This is a genomic window from Kitasatospora sp. NRRL B-11411 (assembly GCF_000721345.1).
GTDB classification, from domain to species: Bacteria; Actinomycetota; Actinomycetes; order Streptomycetales; family Streptomycetaceae; genus Kitasatospora; species Kitasatospora cineracea.
In genome coordinates, this window is sequence record NZ_JOGH01000017.1 from 69851 (window position 1) to 86868 (window position 17018).

Consider the following 17018-nt stretch of genomic DNA (forward strand, 5'->3'; position numbering starts at 1 on the left):
GAGAGAACGAGAATGCTGGCTGCGGAACGGCGCGACCACCTGCTCGAACTGCTGGCGACCGAGGGCAAGGTGGTGGCCAAGGACGTCGCCGCCGCACTCGGCATCTCCGAGGACAGCGTCCGCCGCGACCTGCGCGACCTCGCCGCCGAAGGGCTCTGCCAGCGGGTCTACGGCGGGGCGCTGCCCGCCTCCCTGGCGATGGCGGGCTACGCCGAGCGGCAGTCGGTGACACCCGGCGGCAAGCGGAAGGTCGCCGCGGCGGCCGTCGAGCTGATCCGGCCCGGCAGCACGCTGATCCTGGACGGCGGCACCACCGCGCTCGCCGTCGCCGGGCTGCTCCCGGCCGACCTCGACTGCACGGTGATCACGCACAGCCCGACGGTGGTGGCGGCGCTCCTCGAACACCCCCGGGCCGAACTGTTCCTGCTGGGCGGCCGGGTGTTCAAGCACTCCGCGGTGGCCTGCGGCGCCGCCGCCGTCGAAGCCGCCCAGAACGTCTCCGCCGACCTCTGCTTGCTCGGCGTCACCGGCGTCCACCCCGAGGCCGGGCTCACCACCGGCGACGCCGACGAGGCGGCGATGAAGCGCGCCCTGGCCGGCCGGGCGGCCGAGACCTGGATCCTCGCCTCGGCCGAGAAGATCGGCGCCGCCTCCCCGTTCCGCGTCCTGCCCTGGGACCGCGTCACCGGCCTGATCACCGACGCGGCCCCCGACCACCCCGCCCTGGAGCGGCTGGCGGCCGCGGGGGTGGAGATCCGCCCGGCGGGCTGACCGGGAGTCGCTGACCGGGAGTCGCCGGCCGGGCGGATCGGAGGAGCGGATCGGAGGAGCGGATCGGAGGGGCGGGGCCGGACGGCCCGTCAGTTGACGGCGGCCAGGTGGTTCTTCAGGCCCAGGCCGAACGCGGTCGGGGTGCCGTCGAAGTCGGAGATCAGCGACGGGCCCTGGCCGCAGTCCCAGGTGTTCCAGGTCCAGCCGAGGTAGGAGACCTTGGCGGCGTCGGCCCAGGACATCACCTGGTCGATGAAGGAGTGGGCGCAGTCGTTCTCGCCGATCTCGCCGACCACCACCGGGACCTGGGCGGCCAGCGGCGCCACGGTCGAGTTCCAGCAGGACTGGCTGGAGCAGGTGTTGAAGTTGTACACGTGCCAGGACGCGGCCAGGTTGCCCGCCGGGTCGGTCGGCTTGTGGGCCAGCCACTGGCCGAGGTCGTTGGAGTAGGCCAGGCCGCCGAGCAGGATGACGTTGTTCGCACCGGCGGTGCGGACGGAGTTCACCAGCGTCTGCATGCCGCTGACCGGGTAGCCGATGCCGGGGCAGGCGCTGCCGCCGTCCCGCCAGCAGTTCCACGCCTGGTCGAGGCCGGAGACGGCGCGGTCCGCGTAGGGCTCGTTCAGCAGGTCGAAGACCACCGAGGGGTCGTTCTTGAAGGTGGTGGCGACGGAGGACCAGAAGGTCGCCGCGCCGGCGCCCGGCATCGGCTTCTGGCAGGTCGAGTTGACGTCCGAGCAGCCCGAGGAGTTGCCGGTGTACAGGCCCTGGGTCCAGTGCAGGTCGATGATCGGGGTGAGCCCGGCGTCCCGCAGCGCGTAGACGAAGTTCTTCACCGCGGTGCGGTAGTTCTCGCCCGCGTACTCCGGCTTGACGTTGGCGTAGCCGTTCCAGCAGTCCTCGTTGACCGGGACGCGGACGGCGTTGGCCTTCCAGCCCTTGATCGCGGCGATCGAGGCGGCGTCCACCGGGCCGTCGGAGAACCCGTAGCCCTGGACGCACATGAACTCCATGCCGGAGCGGTTCACGCCGCGCAGCACCACCTGCGCCCCGTTGGCGTCCACCAGCTTGTTGCCGGAGACGTGCAGCGCCGGGGCCTTGCCGGTGCCGGTGCCGGTGCTCCCGGACGGCGACGGGGAGGCCGAGGAGGACGGGGACGCGGACGCCGAGGCGGACGGCGAGGGCGAGACGGAGGCCGAGGCGGAGGGGGAGGAGGACGCGGAGACGGACGGCGACGGGGACGGGGACGGGCTCGAAGCCCCGTTGCAGGCAACGCCGTTGACGGTGAACGAGGTCGGGGCCGCGTTCGTCCCGCTGTAGGAGAAGTTGGCGCCCGCGCTGACCGAGCCGCCCGCCGCGAGGGTGGCCGCCCAGGCGGGGGCGGCGACGGTGACGTTCTTGCCGGACTGGCTCCAGGTGCCGTTCCAGCCGGAGCCGGAGAGGGTCTGGTTGCCGGTGTAGGCGTAGCCGAGGCTCCAGTTGTCGATCGGGGTGGTGCCGGCGTTGGTAAGTTTCACGTTCGCGGTGAAGCCGCTGCCCCAGTCGTTCGTCGTGTAGTCGACGGAGCACTGGAGGCCGGCGGCGGCCGCGGGGCCGGCGCCGGTGAGCGCGAGGGTGGCCGCAGCGGTCGCGGCCAGTGCCGCGACCAGTGCCGTGGTGGTGGTGCGGACGGTCATGTCCGACTCCTTGGAGGGGGGAAAGTGGGCTCGCTCCCACAGGCCCGCCCCGAACCATAGCCAGGGGCGCGGCAGTTGCCAACACACCTCGGCGGTGCGCGATCCCTTGACAGTGCGCATGCCCCTCCCGATATTTGGGAGCGCTCCCACAGAACGACCCCGGCGGATCCACCCCGGAAGACCCCACGGGGAAGACCCCGCGGAAGGCTCGGACCTCCGCGGAAGGCTTCCCGGCACCGCCCCCGGATCCGCCTCGCGCACGACCGCCCCCGGACTCCCCCACCCACCCCCACCGAGGAGCCGTCATGTCTCCACCCCGCACCAGGGTCTCGGCGCTCACCGCCGCCCTCACGCTGCTCGCCGCCGGCCTGTCGACCGCGGTCGCCGTCCCGGCCTCCGCCGCCGTCGTCCAGTGCTCCGTCGACTACACGACGAACGACTGGGGCAGCGGCTTCACCGCGAACGTGTCGATCAACAACAAGGGCACCGCCGCGCTCAACGGCTGGACGCTCACCTACGCCTACACCGGCAACCAGACGCTCTCCGGCACCGGCTGGAACGGCACCTGGAGCCAGTCCGGCAAGAACGTCACCGTCGCCGCCCCCGCCTGGGCGGGCACCATCGCGGCGGGCGGCTCGGCCACCGCGGGCGCCAACTTCTCCTACAGCGGCACCAACACCGCGCCGACCGCCTTCGCGGTCAACGGCACCAGCTGCACCGGCGCGCACGCGGCCCCGACCACCGCGCTGACCAGCCCCGCCCCGGGCGCCAACTACCAGGCGGGAGCGGCTATCCCGCTCTCGGCGACGGCCACCGCGGCGGACGGCGCGAGCATCAGCAAGGTCGAGTTCTACGACAACACCACGCTGATCGGCACCGCCACCACCGCCCCGTACACCTACAGCTGGACGGGCGCGGCCAGCGGCAACCACTCGATCTACGCCAAGGCGTACGACAGCCTCGGCGCGAGCAGCGAGTCGACCCCGGCGGGCATCACGGTGGCGGCCGGCCCGGCGATCAGCGCCACCCCGCTGACCCTGTCGGTCAACCAGGGCAAGACCGGCAGCTTCGCGGTCAAGCTCAGCAGCCAGCCCAGCGCCAACGTCACCGTCACCACCGCCCGGAGCTCGGGCAACACCGGACTGTCCATCAGCTCCGGCGCGACGCTGACCTTCACCCCGAGCAACTGGTCGACGGCGCAGACCGTCACGCTCACCGCCGACGCCTCCTCCACCGGCTCGGCCACCTTCACCTCCACCGCCACCGGGTACACCTCCTCGGCGGTCACGGTGACCGAGCTGGCCGCCGCCTCGGGCGTGTACAACGACCGGTTCCTGCAGCTGTACAACAAGATCAAGGACCCGGCGAACGGCTACTTCTCGCCCGAGGGCATCCCCTACCACTCGGTGGAGACCCTGCTGGTCGAGGCCCCCGACCAGGGGCACGAGACCACCTCGGAGGCGTACTCGTACCTGCTCTGGCTGGAGGCCCAGTACGGGCGGGTCACCCAGGACTGGTCGAAGTTCAACGCGGCATGGACGCTCATGGAGACGTACATGATCCCGGGGCACGCCGACCAGCCGACGAACTCGTTCTACAACGCCTCCAAGCCGGCCACCTACGCGCCCGAGCGCCCGCTGCCGAGCGACTACCCGGCGCAGCTGGACACCTCGGTCACCGCGGGCAACGACCCGATCGCCGGTGAGCTGAAGAGCGCGTACGGCACCGACGACATCTACGGCATGCACTGGCTGCAGGACGTCGACAACGTCTACGGCTACGGCAACGGCCCCGGCAAGTGCGAGGCCGGCCCGACCTCGCCCGGCCCCTCGTTCATCAACACCTACCAGCGCGGCGCGCAGGAGTCGGTGTGGGAGACCATCCCGCAGCCCACCTGCGACAACTTCAAGTACGGCGGCAAGAACGGGTACCTCGACCTGTTCGTCAAGGACAACTCGTACGCCAAGCAGTGGAAGTACACCGACGCGCCGGACGCCGACGCGCGCGCCATCCAGGCCGCGTACTGGGCCGACACCTGGGCCAAGGCGCAGGGCAACGGCTCGCAGGTCGCCACCACGGTGGCCAAGGCCGGCAAGATGGGCGACTACCTGCGGTACTCGTTCTTCGACAAGTACTTCAAGCAGGTCGGCAACTGCGTCGGCGCCAGCACCTGCGCGCCCGGCAGCGGCAAGAGCTCCGAGCACTACCTGCTGTCCTGGTACTACGCCTGGGGCGGCGCCACCGACACCTCGGCGGGCTGGTCCTGGCGGATCGGCGACAGCGCGGCGCACGGCGGCTACCAGAACCCGATGGCCGCGTACGCGCTGGTCAACGACCCGGCGATGGCCCCCAAGTCGGCCACCGGCAAGACCGACTGGACCACCTCGATGGGCCGCCAGGTGGAGTTCACCCAGTGGCTGCAGTCCAGCGAGGGCGCGATCGCGGGCGGCGCGACCAACAGCTGGGAGGGCGACTACGGGACCCCGCCGGCCGGCACCCCGACCTTCTACGGGATGTTCTACGACGAGGCGCCGGTCTACCACGACCCGCCGTCCAACCAGTGGTTCGGCTTCCAGGCCTGGGGCCTGGAGCGGATGGCCGAGTACTACTACTCCAGCGGTGACCCGAAGGCCAAGGCCATCCTGGACAAGTGGGTGACCTGGGCGCTGTCCCAGACCACCTTCAACGCCGACGGCAGCTACAAGTTCCCGTCCACGCTGGCCTGGAGCGGCAAGCCGGACACCTGGAACGCGGCCTCCCCGGGCGCCAACACCGGCCTGCACGTGAGCGTCGTCGACTACACCAGCGACGTGGGCGTCTCCGGCTCCTACGCCAAGCTGCTGTCGTACTACGCGGCCAAGTCCGGCAACGCGGCGGCCAAGGCCGCGGCGCAGAAGCTGCTCGACGGCATGTGGACCAACAACCAGGACGCGCTGGGCATCTCCGTCCCGGAGACCCGCACCGACTACAGCCGGTTCAACGACCCGCTCTCGGTGCCGAGCGGCTGGACCGGCACCATGCCCAACGGCGACCCGATCAACAGCAGCTCGACCTTCCTGTCGATCCGGTCCTTCTACAAGAACGACCCGTCGTTCGCCAAGGTCCAGACGTACCTGAACGGCGGCGCCGCGCCGACCTTCACGTACCACCGGTTCTGGGCGCAGGCCGACATCGCCACGGCGATGGCCACCTACGGCGACCTGTTCGGCGGCTGACGGGCCGCCACCTCGGCGGCCGGCGGGCCGTCCCCCCTCCGATCCGACGGCTGACGGGCCGTCACCCGAGCGCGAGTGCCCGGTCCGACCGACAGCGGACCGGGCACTCGCCCGTTCTGAGGAGATTGCTTTACTACCTCTTGATTTTTGTCATATCTGCTGAATAGTCTCCCGGCCATTCGGACGCCATCGATCACCCACGATCGCGCCGACGACACTCGGGAGGGTCAACCCCTATGAGCGTTCCCCGGATCCGCCGCTCCGCACTCACCGCGGCCTGCCTCGCCCTCGCCACGGCCGGAGCAGTGGCCCTGCCCGCCACCGGCGCGGCGGCGGCGACCACCGACGGACCCCTGCTCAGCTACGTCGTCAACACCAAGGCCAACCACGGGCAGACCCAGAAGGCCGAGCGCGAGATCAGGGCGGCCGGCGGCACCGTGGTCGCCTCCTACCAGCAGATAGGCGTGGTGATCGCCCGTTCCGCCGATCCCGGCTTCGCCGCGAGGCTCCGGACGTCGAAGACCGTCGACTCGGTCGGCGCCAGCCGCACCGCGGGCATCCAGGCCGGCGGCGTCGAGGGCGTCACCGAGGAGGTCGACGCCCCCGCCGCGGCCGCCGGCGGCGCCGAACCGCTCTGGGCCAACCAGTGGGACATGCGGCAGATCGGCGTCGACCGGGCGCACGCCACCACCCTCGGCAGCCGGTCCGTGGTGGTCGGCGTGCTCGACTCCGGCATCGACGCCGCCCACGAGGACCTCGCCGCCAACGTCGACCCCAAGCTCTCCGCGTCCTGCCTCAGCGGCCGCCCCGACACCGACTGGCAGTCCTGGCAGCCCACCACCAGCAGCCACGGCACCCACGTGGCCGGCACCATCGCCGCCGCCAAGAACGGCAAGGGCATCGAGGGCATCGCCCCCGGCGTCCGGCTGGCCGCCGTCAAGGTGGTCGACGACGGCGGGTTCATCTACCCCGAGTACGCGATCTGCGGCTTCGTCTGGGCCGCCGAGCACCACTTCCAGGTCACCAACAACAGCTACTACGTCGACCCGTGGATGTTCAACTGCGCCGACGACCCCGACCAGGCCGCAGTCAGCGAGGCCGTCCGCCGGGCCGTCGACTACTCCCGCCGCAACGGGGTGCTGAACATCGCCGCCGCGGGCAACGAGAACATCGACCTCGCGCACAAGACCGTCGACGTCTCCAGCCCCGACGACACCACCCCCGGCGAGCGGCCGATTAACGAGAACTGCCTCGACCTGCCCGCCGAACTGCCCGGCGTGGTCGCGGTCTCCGCGGTCGGCGCCAAGGGCGACAAGGCGTACTACTCCAGCTACGGCCTGAACAAGGTCACCGTCGCGGCCCCCGGCGGCGACAGCCGCTACCAGGTGCCGGACACCCCCGACGGCCGCGGCTCGGTGCTCTCCACCCTCCCGGGCAACAAGTACGGCTACAGCTCCGGCACCTCGATGGCCGCCCCGCACGCGGCCGGCGTCGCCGCCCTGCTCGCCTCCACCCACCCGTGGGCCGGCCCCGAGCAGCTGCGCACCCTGCTGGTGGAGCAGGCCGACCCGCACGCCTGCCCGGCCGGCGTCTTCAACCCGGGCGGCACCGGCCTGTACACGGCCACCTGCGAGGGCACCGAGCAGAACAACGGCTTCTACGGCGCGGGCGTGGTCTCCGCCGCCAAGGCGGCCGACGGGTGGCGCAGCTGACGGCGCGCCAGTAGCTCACTCCCCGCCGACGTGCCGGGACCAGTCCGACTCCACCGGAGCCAGACCGGCCCGGTTCGGCACCTGCTTCAACCAGGCCGGACGGGCCGCCAGCCGCGCGGCGGCGGCCCGCTCCTCGGCGGCCCGGATCTGCTCCGGCGTGGCGAAGCCCTCCGGCAGCCAGGCCGCCGAGTGCGCCACCCGGGCGGCCAGGTGCGCCACGTACGCCTCCCGCACCGCGGCCGGCGAGTCGAACCCTGGCTCGCCGGCCAGCCACGCGTCCGGCACCAGCGCGGCCACCTCGCCCAGCAGTTCCGGCGTCACCAGCGGGGCCAGCGCGGCGTCCGCGGCGGCCAGGTCGGGGCCGTAGCCGCCCAGCGCGTGGCCGCTCAGGTCGTACCGCTTGTGCACCGAGGCCGCCGCGGACGCCCAGCGGTGGTGGAACACCAGGCCCGCACCGTTGTCGATCAGCCACAACCGCCCGTGCCACACCATCAGGTTGGGGTTGTGCACGGTGCGGTCGACGTTCCCGGTCAGCGCGTCCAGCCAGACCACCCGGCCCGCCTCCTGCGGCGACACCTCGATCATCCCCGGCCGGAAGTCCCGCGCCCCCGGCAGCAGGTCCATCCCCAGGTTGCGCCCGGCACTGGCCCGCAACAGGTCCTGGATCTCCTGGTCCGGCTCGTCCGCGGCCACCGCCGGATCGAAGTCCACCAGCACCAGCGGCGGCACCCGCAACCCCAGCCGCCGCCCCAGCTCCCCCACGATCACCTCGGCCACCAGCGCCTTCACGCCCTGCGCCGCCCCGGTGAACTTCACCACGTACGTCCCCAGGTCGTCGGCCTCCACCACCCCGGGCACCGACCCCCCCGCCCGCAGCGGATCGACATACCGCAACGCCTTCACCTCATCGAGCATCCGCCCACCCTAACGCGGCCGGCCGCCCCCGGTTTGGCGGGCGGTCGGGGCGGTGATTGGGTGGGGCCGACCGTCGAGCAGCCGACCGAGGAGATGTGAAGCGATGGGCAAGGTGCACGCCACCACCGAGCGGACGTACCAGGCCGACCCGGCCAGGGTGTACGGGGCACTGGCGGACTACGCGGTGACCCGGCCGAAGCTGCTGCCCGCGCAGTACAGCGAGTACGAGGTGCGGGCGGGCGGCGAGGGGGCCGGGACGCAGGTGCACTGGAAGCTGCAGGCGACCGAGAAGCGGGTGCGGGACTGCCTGTTCACGGTCTCGGCGCCCAGCCCGGAGAAGCTGGTGGAGACCGACGCCAACTCCTCGATGGTGATCACCTGGACGGTGTCGGCGGTCGGCGAGAAGGGCAGCCGGGTCACCGTGGAGGCGAGCTGGACGGGCGCCACCGGGATCGGCGGCTTCTTCGAGCGGACCTTCGCGCCCAAGGGCCTGAACCGGATCCACGACCAGGTGCTGGCGAACCTGGCGGCCGAGCTCGGCTGAGCCCCCGCGGCATTCGGACACCCGTACGGCGCGTCAGCCGTACGGGTGTTCTGCTTCCCCGGGACGGGTGAAGCGGGCCCGGTCGGCGCCCGTCGCCAACTTAGGCTCCGGGCCGTGCAGATGACGATCCTTCATGTGTCCCAGCCGGTCGACGGCGGGGTGGCCCGGGTGGTGGTGGACCTGGTGCGCGGGCAGCGCGCGGCGGGGTGCCGGGTGCTGGTGGCCTGCCCGCCCGGCGGCCGGCTCGCCCGGGAGGCGGCCGCGGCCGGCGCCCGGGTGCTGGACTGGCCCGCCGAGCGCTCGCCCGGCCCGTCCACCGCGGGGGAGGCCTGGCGGCTGCGCCGGATCGTCCGCCGCACCGCGCCGGACGTGCTGCACCTGCACAGCGCGAAGGCCGGGCTGGCCGGGCGGCTGGCGGCCCGCGGCACCCCGGCGACGGTGTTCCAGCCGCACGCCTGGTCGTTCGCGGCGGTGCAGGGCGCGCTGGCGGGGGCCAGCCTGCGCTGGGAGCGGCACGCCACCCGCTGGGCGCGCACCGTGCTGTGCGTCAGCGAGCAGGAGCGGGCGGACGGGGTGGCGGCCGGACTGGTCGCGGACTGGCGGGTGGTGCCCAACGGCGTCGACCTGGAGCACTTCGCACCCGCCGACCGGGCGTCCCGGCGGGCCGCCCGGATGACCCTGGGCCTGGACCGGGCGGACCCGCTGGCGGTGTGCGTGGGGCGGCTGTGCCGCCAGAAGGGCCAGGACGTGCTGCTGGACGCCTGGACGCGGGTGCAGCTGGCCCGTCCGGCGGCCCGGCTGGTGCTGGTCGGCGGCGGCCCGGACGCCGAGGCGCTGGCGGAGCAGGTGCGCAGTCTGCCGGATCCGTCCCGGGTGCGGATGGTGGGTGACGTGGCGGACCCGCGGCTGTGGCTGGCGGCGGCCGACCTGGTGGTGCTGCCCTCGCGCTGGGAGGGGATGGCGCTGGCGCCGCTGGAGGCGATGGCCTGCGGGCGGCCGGTGCTGCTGACCGACGTGCCGGGGGCCCGGGAGTGCCTGCCGCCGGGGGAGCGGGAGCGGGCGGTGGTGCCGCCGGAGAATCCCGGCGCGATGGCCGAACGGCTGCTCGAATTCCTGGGCGACCGGATCGAGTGCGAACGGCGCGGAGTCCTGGCCCGGTCATATGTGGCAGATCATCACGATATCCGTGGAGTGATTCAGCAGGTGGCGGCGGTCTACCGGACGATCGTTCGAGGTGGCGCGGTCCCGGCGAGCCGCTCGGACCGTGTCCCGCAGCGGTTCTGATCGTTTGTCAGGCCGTGAACGCCCGCCCGCGCAAGGTGCGGCCTTCTTTCCTGAATGTCTGATTATTGGGCGGGTGGAATGAAATGGCATGTCAGCCTCCTGCGCGCCAGTCGGCGTTCGGTAATGTCTGATTTTGCCTGCTTCGTCTCCATTTTCGGTAGCGAAATGGCCGACCGCCTTTCACGGCAGCAGGTGCTTACCTGGACCGCGTCCACCGGGTCGAGGCGCCGAGCCGGTGCGCGTCCGGTCCGACTGCCCGGCCGCGGCGGGTACACAGCAGGGGAGTTCGTGCGCTGATGACCATTGACCACGAGAGCGTGCCGCGGCCCGGCAGAACGCTGACGGGCCCCGGCCGCCCCGGCGGCCGGGCGGGCACCGGGCCCGGCACCGTGCCCGGCGCCGGCACGCTCGACCGGCCGAGGCTCCGGACGAAGAACCGGCCGAAGTCCCGGGCCGCCGCGCCCCGGACCTCGGCCGGGGTCGGCCGGCACCGCGGCCGGCTGCCCGCCCGGGTCGCCCTGCCGCTGGCCCTGGCCGCCGCCGACTCCCTGGCGGTCGGCCTGGCCGCGGCCGCGACCACCCCCGCCGGCACCCGCCCGGTCGCCACCGCCGCCCTGCTGCTGCCCGCGCTGCTCCCGCTCAACCTGGCCGGCGGCCTCTACCGCACCCGGCTCAGCCTTTCCGCCCTCGACGAGCTCCCCGCCCTGGCCGCCCGCGCGGCCGTCGCCACCGCCTTCGCCATCACCGCCGACGCCTGCCTGGCCGGCCGCTGGGCCGACCTCGGCCCGGTCAGCCCGCTGCGGCTGCTGGCCCTGCTGCTCCTGCTGCTCCCGTTCGCCGCCCTCGGCCGGGCCTTCGTCCACCACCTCACCCGCCGGGCCCGCCGCCGCCGCCCCAGCCCGGTGCTGATCCTCGGCGCGGGCGAGCTCGGCCAGCAGATCGCCGCGGTGCTCACCGACCGCCCCGAGTACGGCCTGCGCCCGGTCGGCTACCTCGACCCCGACCCGGTGCTGCTGCCGCCCGGCGCCGCGCTGCCGGTGCTCGGCGGCCGCGAGGTGCTCGGCCGGGTGCTGCGCCGCTACCGGATCCACCACGTGCTGGCCACCGCCGGCGCCGCCGACGAGGCCGACACGCTGGCCGCGCTGCGGCACGCCGCCCGGCTCGGCTGCCAGGTCTGGCTGGTGCCCGGCCTGCGCGAGTTCGACTCGGTCCAGGGCGCGGGCGACCACCTGTGGGGCTTCCCCTGCCTGCGCCTGGGCGCCCCCGCGATGCGCCGCGGCGGCTGGGTCGTCAAGCGCGGCTTCGACATCGCCTCGGCCGGCCTCGGCCTGCTGCTGGTCTCCCCGCTGCTGGCCGCCTGCGCCCTCGCGGTGCGCTGGGACACCGGCCCCGGCGTGCTCTTCCGCCAGCAGCGCACCGGCCTGGACGGCCGGGTCTTCACCGTCCTGAAGTTCCGCACCCTGCGCCCCTCGAACGAGCACGAGTCGGCCACCCGCTGGAACATCTCGCAGGACCACCGGATGGGCCCGATCGGCAAGTTCCTGCGCAAGACCTCGCTGGACGAGCTGCCGCAGCTGTGGAACGTCCTGCGCGGCGACATGAGCCTGGTCGGCCCGCGCCCCGAGCGCCCCTACTTCGTCCTGCGGTTCGGCCAGGCGTACCCCGAGTACGCCGACCGGCACCGCGTCCCGGTCGGCCTGACCGGCCTGGCCCAGGTCAACGGCCTGCGCGGGGACACCTCGATCGAGGACCGGGCCCGCTTCGACAACCGCTACATCGAGGGCTGGAGCCTGTGGGGGGACGCCAAGATCCTGCTCCGCACCGCCGCCCTGGTGGTCCGCCCGGACGGGAGCTGAACCGATGGCGATCACCCTCCAACTTCCCTATCCCGCGCGGAAGTTGTCCGCGATAGTCCCGGCCCGGCCGAGCTGGCTCGCGGCCGCGACGGTCCTCCTGGTGTGCGTGCCGACGGGGGAGAAGGACGTCGCCGCGGCCGTCCACGTCACCCCCGCCGACCTCGCCTCGCTGGCCCTGGTCGGGCTGATCGCCCTCGACCTGCTGCGCGGCCGGCTGCCCCGGCTCGACCCGGCCGTCTGCGCCCTGCTCGGCGGCGTGGTGCTGGCCGCCGCCGTCGCCACCGCGCACTCCATCGACCCGGCCGCCAGCCTCACCGGCTTCGTCCGGCTGGTGCAGATCTTCGTGCTGGTGCCCGTCTCGGTGCTGCTCGCCGTCCGCGACACCCGCGACCGGCGGCTGGTGCTCGGCTCCTTCGTGCTGGCCGCCCTGATCGAGGGCGCGGTCGGCGCCCACCAGTACCTGACCCGCACCGGCGCCTCCTACACCGGCCAGCCGATCCGCGCCGTCGGCACCTTCGGCGCGCTCGACATCATGGCGATGTCCACCGTCGTCTCGTACGGGCTGCTGGCCGCCCTCGGCCTGGCCCTCGCCGAGCGCCGCCCCGGCGGCAGCAGGGTGCTGCGCCGGGCGATGTGGGCCAGTGCCGCGTTCCTGGCCTTCCCGCTGGCGGTCTCGTTCAGCCGGGGCAGCTGGATCGCCACCGCCGTCGCCGCCGGCGTGCTGCTGCTGCGCGCCGACGCCCGGCTCGCCGTCAAGGGCGTGCTGGTCGGCGCCGCCGCCGCGGTGGTGCTGGTCGGCGGGTTCGGCCTCGGCGCCTCCGGCGTCACCGAGCGGCTCAGCTCGATCGGCTCGGTCTCCGCCGCCCCCGACCAGTCGGTCTCCGACCGCTACGACCTGTGGTCCACGGCCGGCCGGATCTGGCAGGACCACCCGGCGACCGGCGCCGGCCCCAAGGCGTTCCAGCAGCTGCGCGACAGCCACGCCCCGCTGCGGCTCTCCTCCGGCAGCGACGCCGCCGACTCCACCATCGGCTTCCAGCGCGAACCGCTGCTCTCCCCGCACAACATGTACTTCCTGGTGCTCAGCGAACAGGGCCTGCTCGGCGTCGTCGCCTACCTGGCGCTGTTCCTCGCCCTGCTGCTCGGCTGCCTGCGCCGCGCCACCGGCCCCGGCCTGGCCGCGCTCGCCCTGCTCTGCTGGGTGCTCTGGGACTTCCTCTACGCCGACATCGGCGGCACCACCACCGTGCTGACCTCGGTGGTCCTCGGCCTGGCCGCCCGCACCGCCTTCCCCGGCCCCGACCCCCTTGAGGCGAACGGCGCATGACGACCGACCAGCCGGTGGCCGAGGTGGCCGCCGCCACCGCCGCCGTCCCCGCCCCGCGCACGGCCGCCGAACCGGCCAGACGCGGCTTCCTGGCCAAGGCGTTCGGCGTCACCGCGCTGCTCAGCGCGGCCGGCTCCGGCCTCGGCCTGCTCCGCGACCTGCTGCTGGCCCGCTACTTCGGCGCCAACCAGGGCACCGACGCCTTCCTGGTCGCCTGGACGGTGCCGGAGACCGCCGCGCCGCTGCTGATCGAGGACGCGATGGCGTTCCTGATGGTCCCGGCCTTCAGCCTGGCCCTGGTGCTGCGCGAGGAGCGCCCGCACGGGCCGGACCCGGTGCGGCAGTTGACCCGCTCCACGCTGCCCTGGCTGCTGCTCGCGCTGTGCACGCTGTCCGGCGCCGTCGCGCTCGGCGCCCCGCAGCTGGTCGAACTGCTCGCCCCCGGCCTGGCCGACCCGCGGCTCGCCGTCACCTGCACCCGGATCACCGCGCTCACCATCCTGCCGTTCGGCGTCGCCGGGTACCTGGCCTCCGCGCTGCGCGCCCTGCACTCCTTCACCGCGCCCGCCGTCATCTACGTGATGTACAACCTGGGCATCCTGGCGCTGCTGCTCAGCGGCCACCGGCTGCTCGGGGTGCGCTCCGCGGCGATCGGCGTGGCGGTCGGCAGCGCGCTGATGGCCGGCGTGCTGGTGCTGCCGTTCGCCCGCCGGCTGCGCTCCGGCGGGCGGCGGCGCGGGCTGCGCCGGGGGGCGGCCCGGCGGCTGGTGCTGATCCCGCTGGCGCTGCTGCCGGTGGCCGCGTTCACGCTGACCCGGCAGGCCCAGGTGTTCATCGAGCGCTACCTCGGCTCCGGCCTGCCGCCCGGCACCATCTCGCACCTCAACTACGCCGCCAAGGTCAGCCAGTTGGCGATGACCTCGGCGATCCTGATCGTCACCGTGACCTTCCCGGTGGTGGCCCGGGCGATGGCGGCGGGAGACTTCACGGCGGCCCGCGACCGGGTCGAGAAGGACCTCGGGCAGGCCGCCGCGCTGGTCCTGCTGGGCACCGCCTTCCTGATGGCCTGCGCCCCGGCGCTGGTCGCCCTGCTGTTCCAGCGCGGCGCGTTCGGCCCGGCCGACACCGCCGCCACCGCCGCGGTGATCCGGGTCTACTCCTTCGGGCTGCCCGCGCAGGCGATGATCGGCGTGATGGTCCGGCCGTACTTCTGCGTCCGCCCGGTGGTGCGCCGCGCCGACGTCCCGCGCGCCGAGGGCGACCGGATCACCTGGCTGGACTGGTACCCGGTCGGCGCGATGCTGCTCGGCCTGGCCGTCACCGTCGCGGTCGGCGTCGGCGCCACCCCGCACTTCGGGGCGCTCGGCCTGGCCGCGGGCAACGCCGCGGGCATCACCACCACCGCGGCGCTGCTGATGCGCGGCCTGATGCTGCGCGGCGTCGCGCTGCGGCTGCCCCGGGTGCTCGGCGGCCAGGCCCGGCTGCTGGCCGCCGCCGTCGCCGCCACCGCCCTGGGCGCGCTGGCCGCCCGGACGGCCGCCGGGCCGCTGCCCGCCGCGCTCTCCGGCGGCACCGCCGTCCTGCTGGCCTTCGCCGTCCTCGGCGCGCTGTTCGGCGCCCCCGAGGTGCGCGGACCGGTGCTCGGGCTGCTGGCCCGGGCCCGCCGGCCGCGGCCCGCCCCGTCACCCACCGCACCAGCTGCCGAAGGGAAGTCGCATGGCCGCTGATCCCCGCCTGCCGGCCCAGGCACTCGCCCCCAGGCTCGCGCCCTGGATCCTGATGTACCACTCGGTGGCCGAGGAGGAGGAGGACCCGTACCTGCTCACCGTCGCCCCCGAGCGGTTCGCCGAGCAGATGGACTGGCTGCACCGCACCGGCCGGCGCGGCGTCAGCGTCCGCGAACTGCTGGCCGCGCAGGCCCGCGGCCGGGAGGCCCGGCTGGTCGGCCTGACCTTCGACGACGGCTACGCCGACTTCGCCCGGCACGCCGTCCCGGTGCTGCGCGAGTACGGCTTCACCGCCACCGCGTACGTCGTCCCCGACCTGCTCGGCAGCGAGAACGGCTGGGACACCGAGGGGCCGCGCAAGAAGCTGCTCACGGTCGAACAGGTCGCCGAACTCGCGGGCTCCGGCTGGGAGATCGGCTCGCACGGGCTGGGCCACCAGGCCCTGCCCGGCCTGTCCCCGGCCGCCCTGGAACGCCAGACCGCGGAGAGCCGGCGGGCCCTGGAGGACCTGGTCGGCGGCCCGGTCACCGGCTTCTGCTACCCGTACGGCGCGGTCGACCTGCCCGCCACCCGGGCGGTGCGGGACGCCGGGTACGACTACGCCTGCGCCATCGACCACTCCTGGCTGACCGGCCGGTACGCCCTGCCGCGCTGCTACGTCGGCGACCGGGACGGGGCCTGGCGGCTGCGCGCCAAGCACGGCCGGCACCGCTGGCGGGACGCCGTGACCGGGCTGCGCTGGGCCCCGCCGAAGTCCGCGTCGAAGTCCGCGCCGAAGGCCGCCGCGGGGGAGCCCCGATGAGAGTCCTGCACGTGGTCACCGGCCTGCACGCGGGCGGCGCCGAACGCCAACTCGCCCTGCTGCTGCGCTACTTGCCCAAGGACCAGGAGCACGAGGTGGCGGCCCTCACCAACCCCGGCGCGGTCGCCCGGGAACTGCGCGCCGACGGCTTCACCGTCCACCACCTCGACATGCGCGGCAACCGGGACCTCGCGGTGCTGCCCCGGCTCACCCGGCTGATCCGCGCCGGCCGCTACGACCTGGTGCACACCCACCTGTACCGGGCCATGCTGTACGGCCGCCTCGCCGCCCGGCTGGCCGGCGTCCGCGCGGTGATCGCCACCGAGCACTCGCTGCAGTCCGGCGTGATCGAGGGCCGCCCCACCTCGCGCGGCGTCAAGGCGCTCTACCTGGGCGCCGAACGGCTCGGCACCACCACCCTGGCGGTCTCCGGCCAGGTCGCCGGAGTGCTCGGCGCCTGGGGCGTCCCCGCCGAGCGGATCCGGCTGCTGCCGAACGGGGTGGACGCCGCCCGGTACCGCTTCACCCCCGCCGCCCGGGCCGCCCACCGCGGCCGGCTGCGCGCCCAACTCGGTCTGCCCATCGGCGTGTTCGTGATCGGCGCGGTCGGCCGGCTGGTGCCCGGCAAGCGCTTCCACGTCCCGCTGGAGGCACTGGCCCGGCTCCCCGACGCCCGGCTGCTGCTGATCGGCGAGGGCCCCGAGCGGGCCGCCCTGCTCGAACGCGCCGCCCGGCTCGGCGTCCGCGACCGCCTGGTGCTCACCGGCGAACGCGACGACGTACCGGAGCTGCTCACCGCCGTCGACGTGCTGGTCTCCCCGTCCCGCGAGGAGACCTTCGGCCTGGCCGCCCTGGAGGGACTGGCGGCCGGCCTCCCGCTGCTGCACTCCGCCTGCCCGGCGCTCGCCGAGCTCCCCCCGGGCGCCGCCCCGCAGGCCCGCCTGCTCCCCTCCGAACCCGAGCCCTACGCCCGCGAGTTGGCCCTCCTCGCCACCACCCGCCCGGGCCCGCAGCCGGTCCCGCCCGCCGTCGCGCACTACGACATCGCCCGGATCGCGGCCGAACTCGCCGCCCTCTACCGCGAGTCGGCCGCCGCCCTGCCGGGCCGCCGCAAGCCCGCGCAGCCGCACCCGGAACCCCCGGCCCGGGTCCCGCCCGCCCGCGGCCCGAGCCGGCCCCCCGCCCGCAC

12 protein-coding genes are annotated in these 17018 nt (G+C 74.2%); 10 read left to right on the forward strand and 2 right to left on the reverse strand.

The genetic code is table 11. The features are described from left to right. Positions 1–12: 12 nt before the first annotated feature. Positions 13–771: a DeoR/GlpR family DNA-binding transcription regulator gene (locus IH44_RS0111300; protein ID WP_030459342.1), complete on the forward strand. Its 759-nt coding sequence runs from the start codon at positions 13–15 to the stop codon at positions 769–771. 89 nt (positions 772–860) lie between these two features. Here the strand turns inward: IH44_RS0111300 and IH44_RS0111305 are convergent, their stop codons facing one another. After that, the gene (locus IH44_RS0111305) at positions 861–2447 is read right to left on the reverse strand and encodes a cellulase family glycosylhydrolase (protein WP_030459343.1); all 1587 of its coding nucleotides are present in this window, start codon (positions 2445–2447) and stop codon (positions 861–863) included. A gap of 305 nt (positions 2448–2752) precedes the next feature. Here IH44_RS0111305 and IH44_RS0111310 point away from each other — a divergent pair, with 305 nt between their 5' ends. Continuing rightward, complete coding sequence (locus IH44_RS0111310; protein ID WP_030459344.1) at positions 2753–5662, forward strand: glycoside hydrolase family 48 protein; 2910 nt, start codon at positions 2753–2755, stop codon at positions 5660–5662. 236 nt (positions 5663–5898) lie between these two features. Then, on the forward strand, positions 5899–7374 hold the full coding sequence (locus tag IH44_RS0111315; protein ID WP_107066511.1) for a S8 family serine peptidase: 1476 nt from the start codon (positions 5899–5901) through the stop codon (positions 7372–7374). Positions 7375–7389: 15 nt separating this feature from the next. Here the strand turns inward: IH44_RS0111315 and IH44_RS0111320 are convergent, their stop codons facing one another. Continuing rightward, positions 7390–8289, reverse strand: coding sequence for a HipA family kinase (locus IH44_RS0111320; protein WP_030459346.1), 900 nt, complete (start codon positions 8287–8289; stop codon positions 7390–7392). Positions 8290–8392: 103 nt separating this feature from the next. On the opposite strand from IH44_RS0111320, the gene IH44_RS0111325 reads away from it, so the two are divergent. From IH44_RS0111325 to IH44_RS0111355, 7 genes are all read left to right on the forward strand, one after another. After that, positions 8393–8833, forward strand: a complete 441-nt coding sequence (locus IH44_RS0111325) for an SRPBCC family protein (RefSeq protein ID WP_030459347.1) — start codon at positions 8393–8395, stop codon at positions 8831–8833. Positions 8834–8953: 120 nt separating this feature from the next. Continuing rightward, positions 8954–10117 (forward strand): glycosyltransferase, encoded by a 1164-nt coding sequence (locus IH44_RS0111330; protein WP_035954736.1) that lies wholly within the window; start codon positions 8954–8956, stop codon positions 10115–10117. A gap of 296 nt (positions 10118–10413) precedes the next feature. Beyond that, the gene (locus IH44_RS0111335) at positions 10414–11973 is read left to right on the forward strand and encodes a sugar transferase (protein WP_051816765.1); all 1560 of its coding nucleotides are present in this window, start codon (positions 10414–10416) and stop codon (positions 11971–11973) included. 4 nt (positions 11974–11977) lie between these two features. Then, entirely contained in the window at positions 11978–13300 is a 1323-nt protein-coding gene (locus tag IH44_RS0111340) for an O-antigen ligase (protein ID WP_081966830.1), read from the forward strand. After that, positions 13297–15027 carry a lipid II flippase MurJ gene (locus tag IH44_RS0111345; RefSeq protein WP_051816766.1) on the forward strand — a complete coding sequence of 577 codons (1731 nt, stop codon included), beginning with the start codon at positions 13297–13299 and terminating at the stop codon, positions 15025–15027. The genes IH44_RS0111340 and IH44_RS0111345 overlap by 4 nt, the downstream gene beginning before the upstream one ends. Continuing rightward, positions 15017–15829: a polysaccharide deacetylase family protein gene (locus tag IH44_RS0111350; protein ID WP_035954724.1), complete on the forward strand. Its 813-nt coding sequence runs from the start codon at positions 15017–15019 to the stop codon at positions 15827–15829. Before IH44_RS0111345 ends, IH44_RS0111350 begins: the two co-directional genes overlap by 11 nt. Further along, positions 15826–17018: glycosyltransferase (locus tag IH44_RS0111355; RefSeq protein ID WP_081966831.1), on the forward strand; the 1193-nt coding region annotated here is incomplete at its 3' end. The genes IH44_RS0111350 and IH44_RS0111355, both read left to right, overlap by 4 nt.

Bases quoted from the DNA above. Each gene is read 5' to 3' on its own strand.
- IH44_RS0111300 (WP_030459342.1), top strand. From the start codon at position 13: ATGCTGGCTGCGGAACGGCGCGACCACCTGCTCGAACTGCTGGCGACC.
- IH44_RS0111305 (WP_030459343.1), bottom strand. From the start codon at position 2,447: ATGACCGTCCGCACCACCACCACGGCACTGGTCGCGGCACTGGCCGCG.
- IH44_RS0111310 (WP_030459344.1), top strand. From the start codon at position 2,753: ATGTCTCCACCCCGCACCAGGGTCTCGGCGCTCACCGCCGCCCTCACG.
- IH44_RS0111315 (WP_107066511.1), top strand. From the start codon at position 5,899: ATGAGCGTTCCCCGGATCCGCCGCTCCGCACTCACCGCGGCCTGCCTC.
- IH44_RS0111320 (WP_030459346.1), bottom strand. From the start codon at position 8,289: ATGCTCGATGAGGTGAAGGCGTTGCGGTATGTCGATCCGCTGCGGGCG.
- IH44_RS0111325 (WP_030459347.1), top strand. From the start codon at position 8,393: ATGGGCAAGGTGCACGCCACCACCGAGCGGACGTACCAGGCCGACCCG.
- IH44_RS0111330 (WP_035954736.1), top strand. From the start codon at position 8,954: ATGACGATCCTTCATGTGTCCCAGCCGGTCGACGGCGGGGTGGCCCGG.
- IH44_RS0111335 (WP_051816765.1), top strand. From the start codon at position 10,414: ATGACCATTGACCACGAGAGCGTGCCGCGGCCCGGCAGAACGCTGACG.
- IH44_RS0111340 (WP_081966830.1), top strand. From the start codon at position 11,978: ATGGCGATCACCCTCCAACTTCCCTATCCCGCGCGGAAGTTGTCCGCG.
- IH44_RS0111345 (WP_051816766.1), top strand. From the start codon at position 13,297: ATGACGACCGACCAGCCGGTGGCCGAGGTGGCCGCCGCCACCGCCGCC.
- IH44_RS0111350 (WP_035954724.1), top strand. From the start codon at position 15,017: ATGGCCGCTGATCCCCGCCTGCCGGCCCAGGCACTCGCCCCCAGGCTC.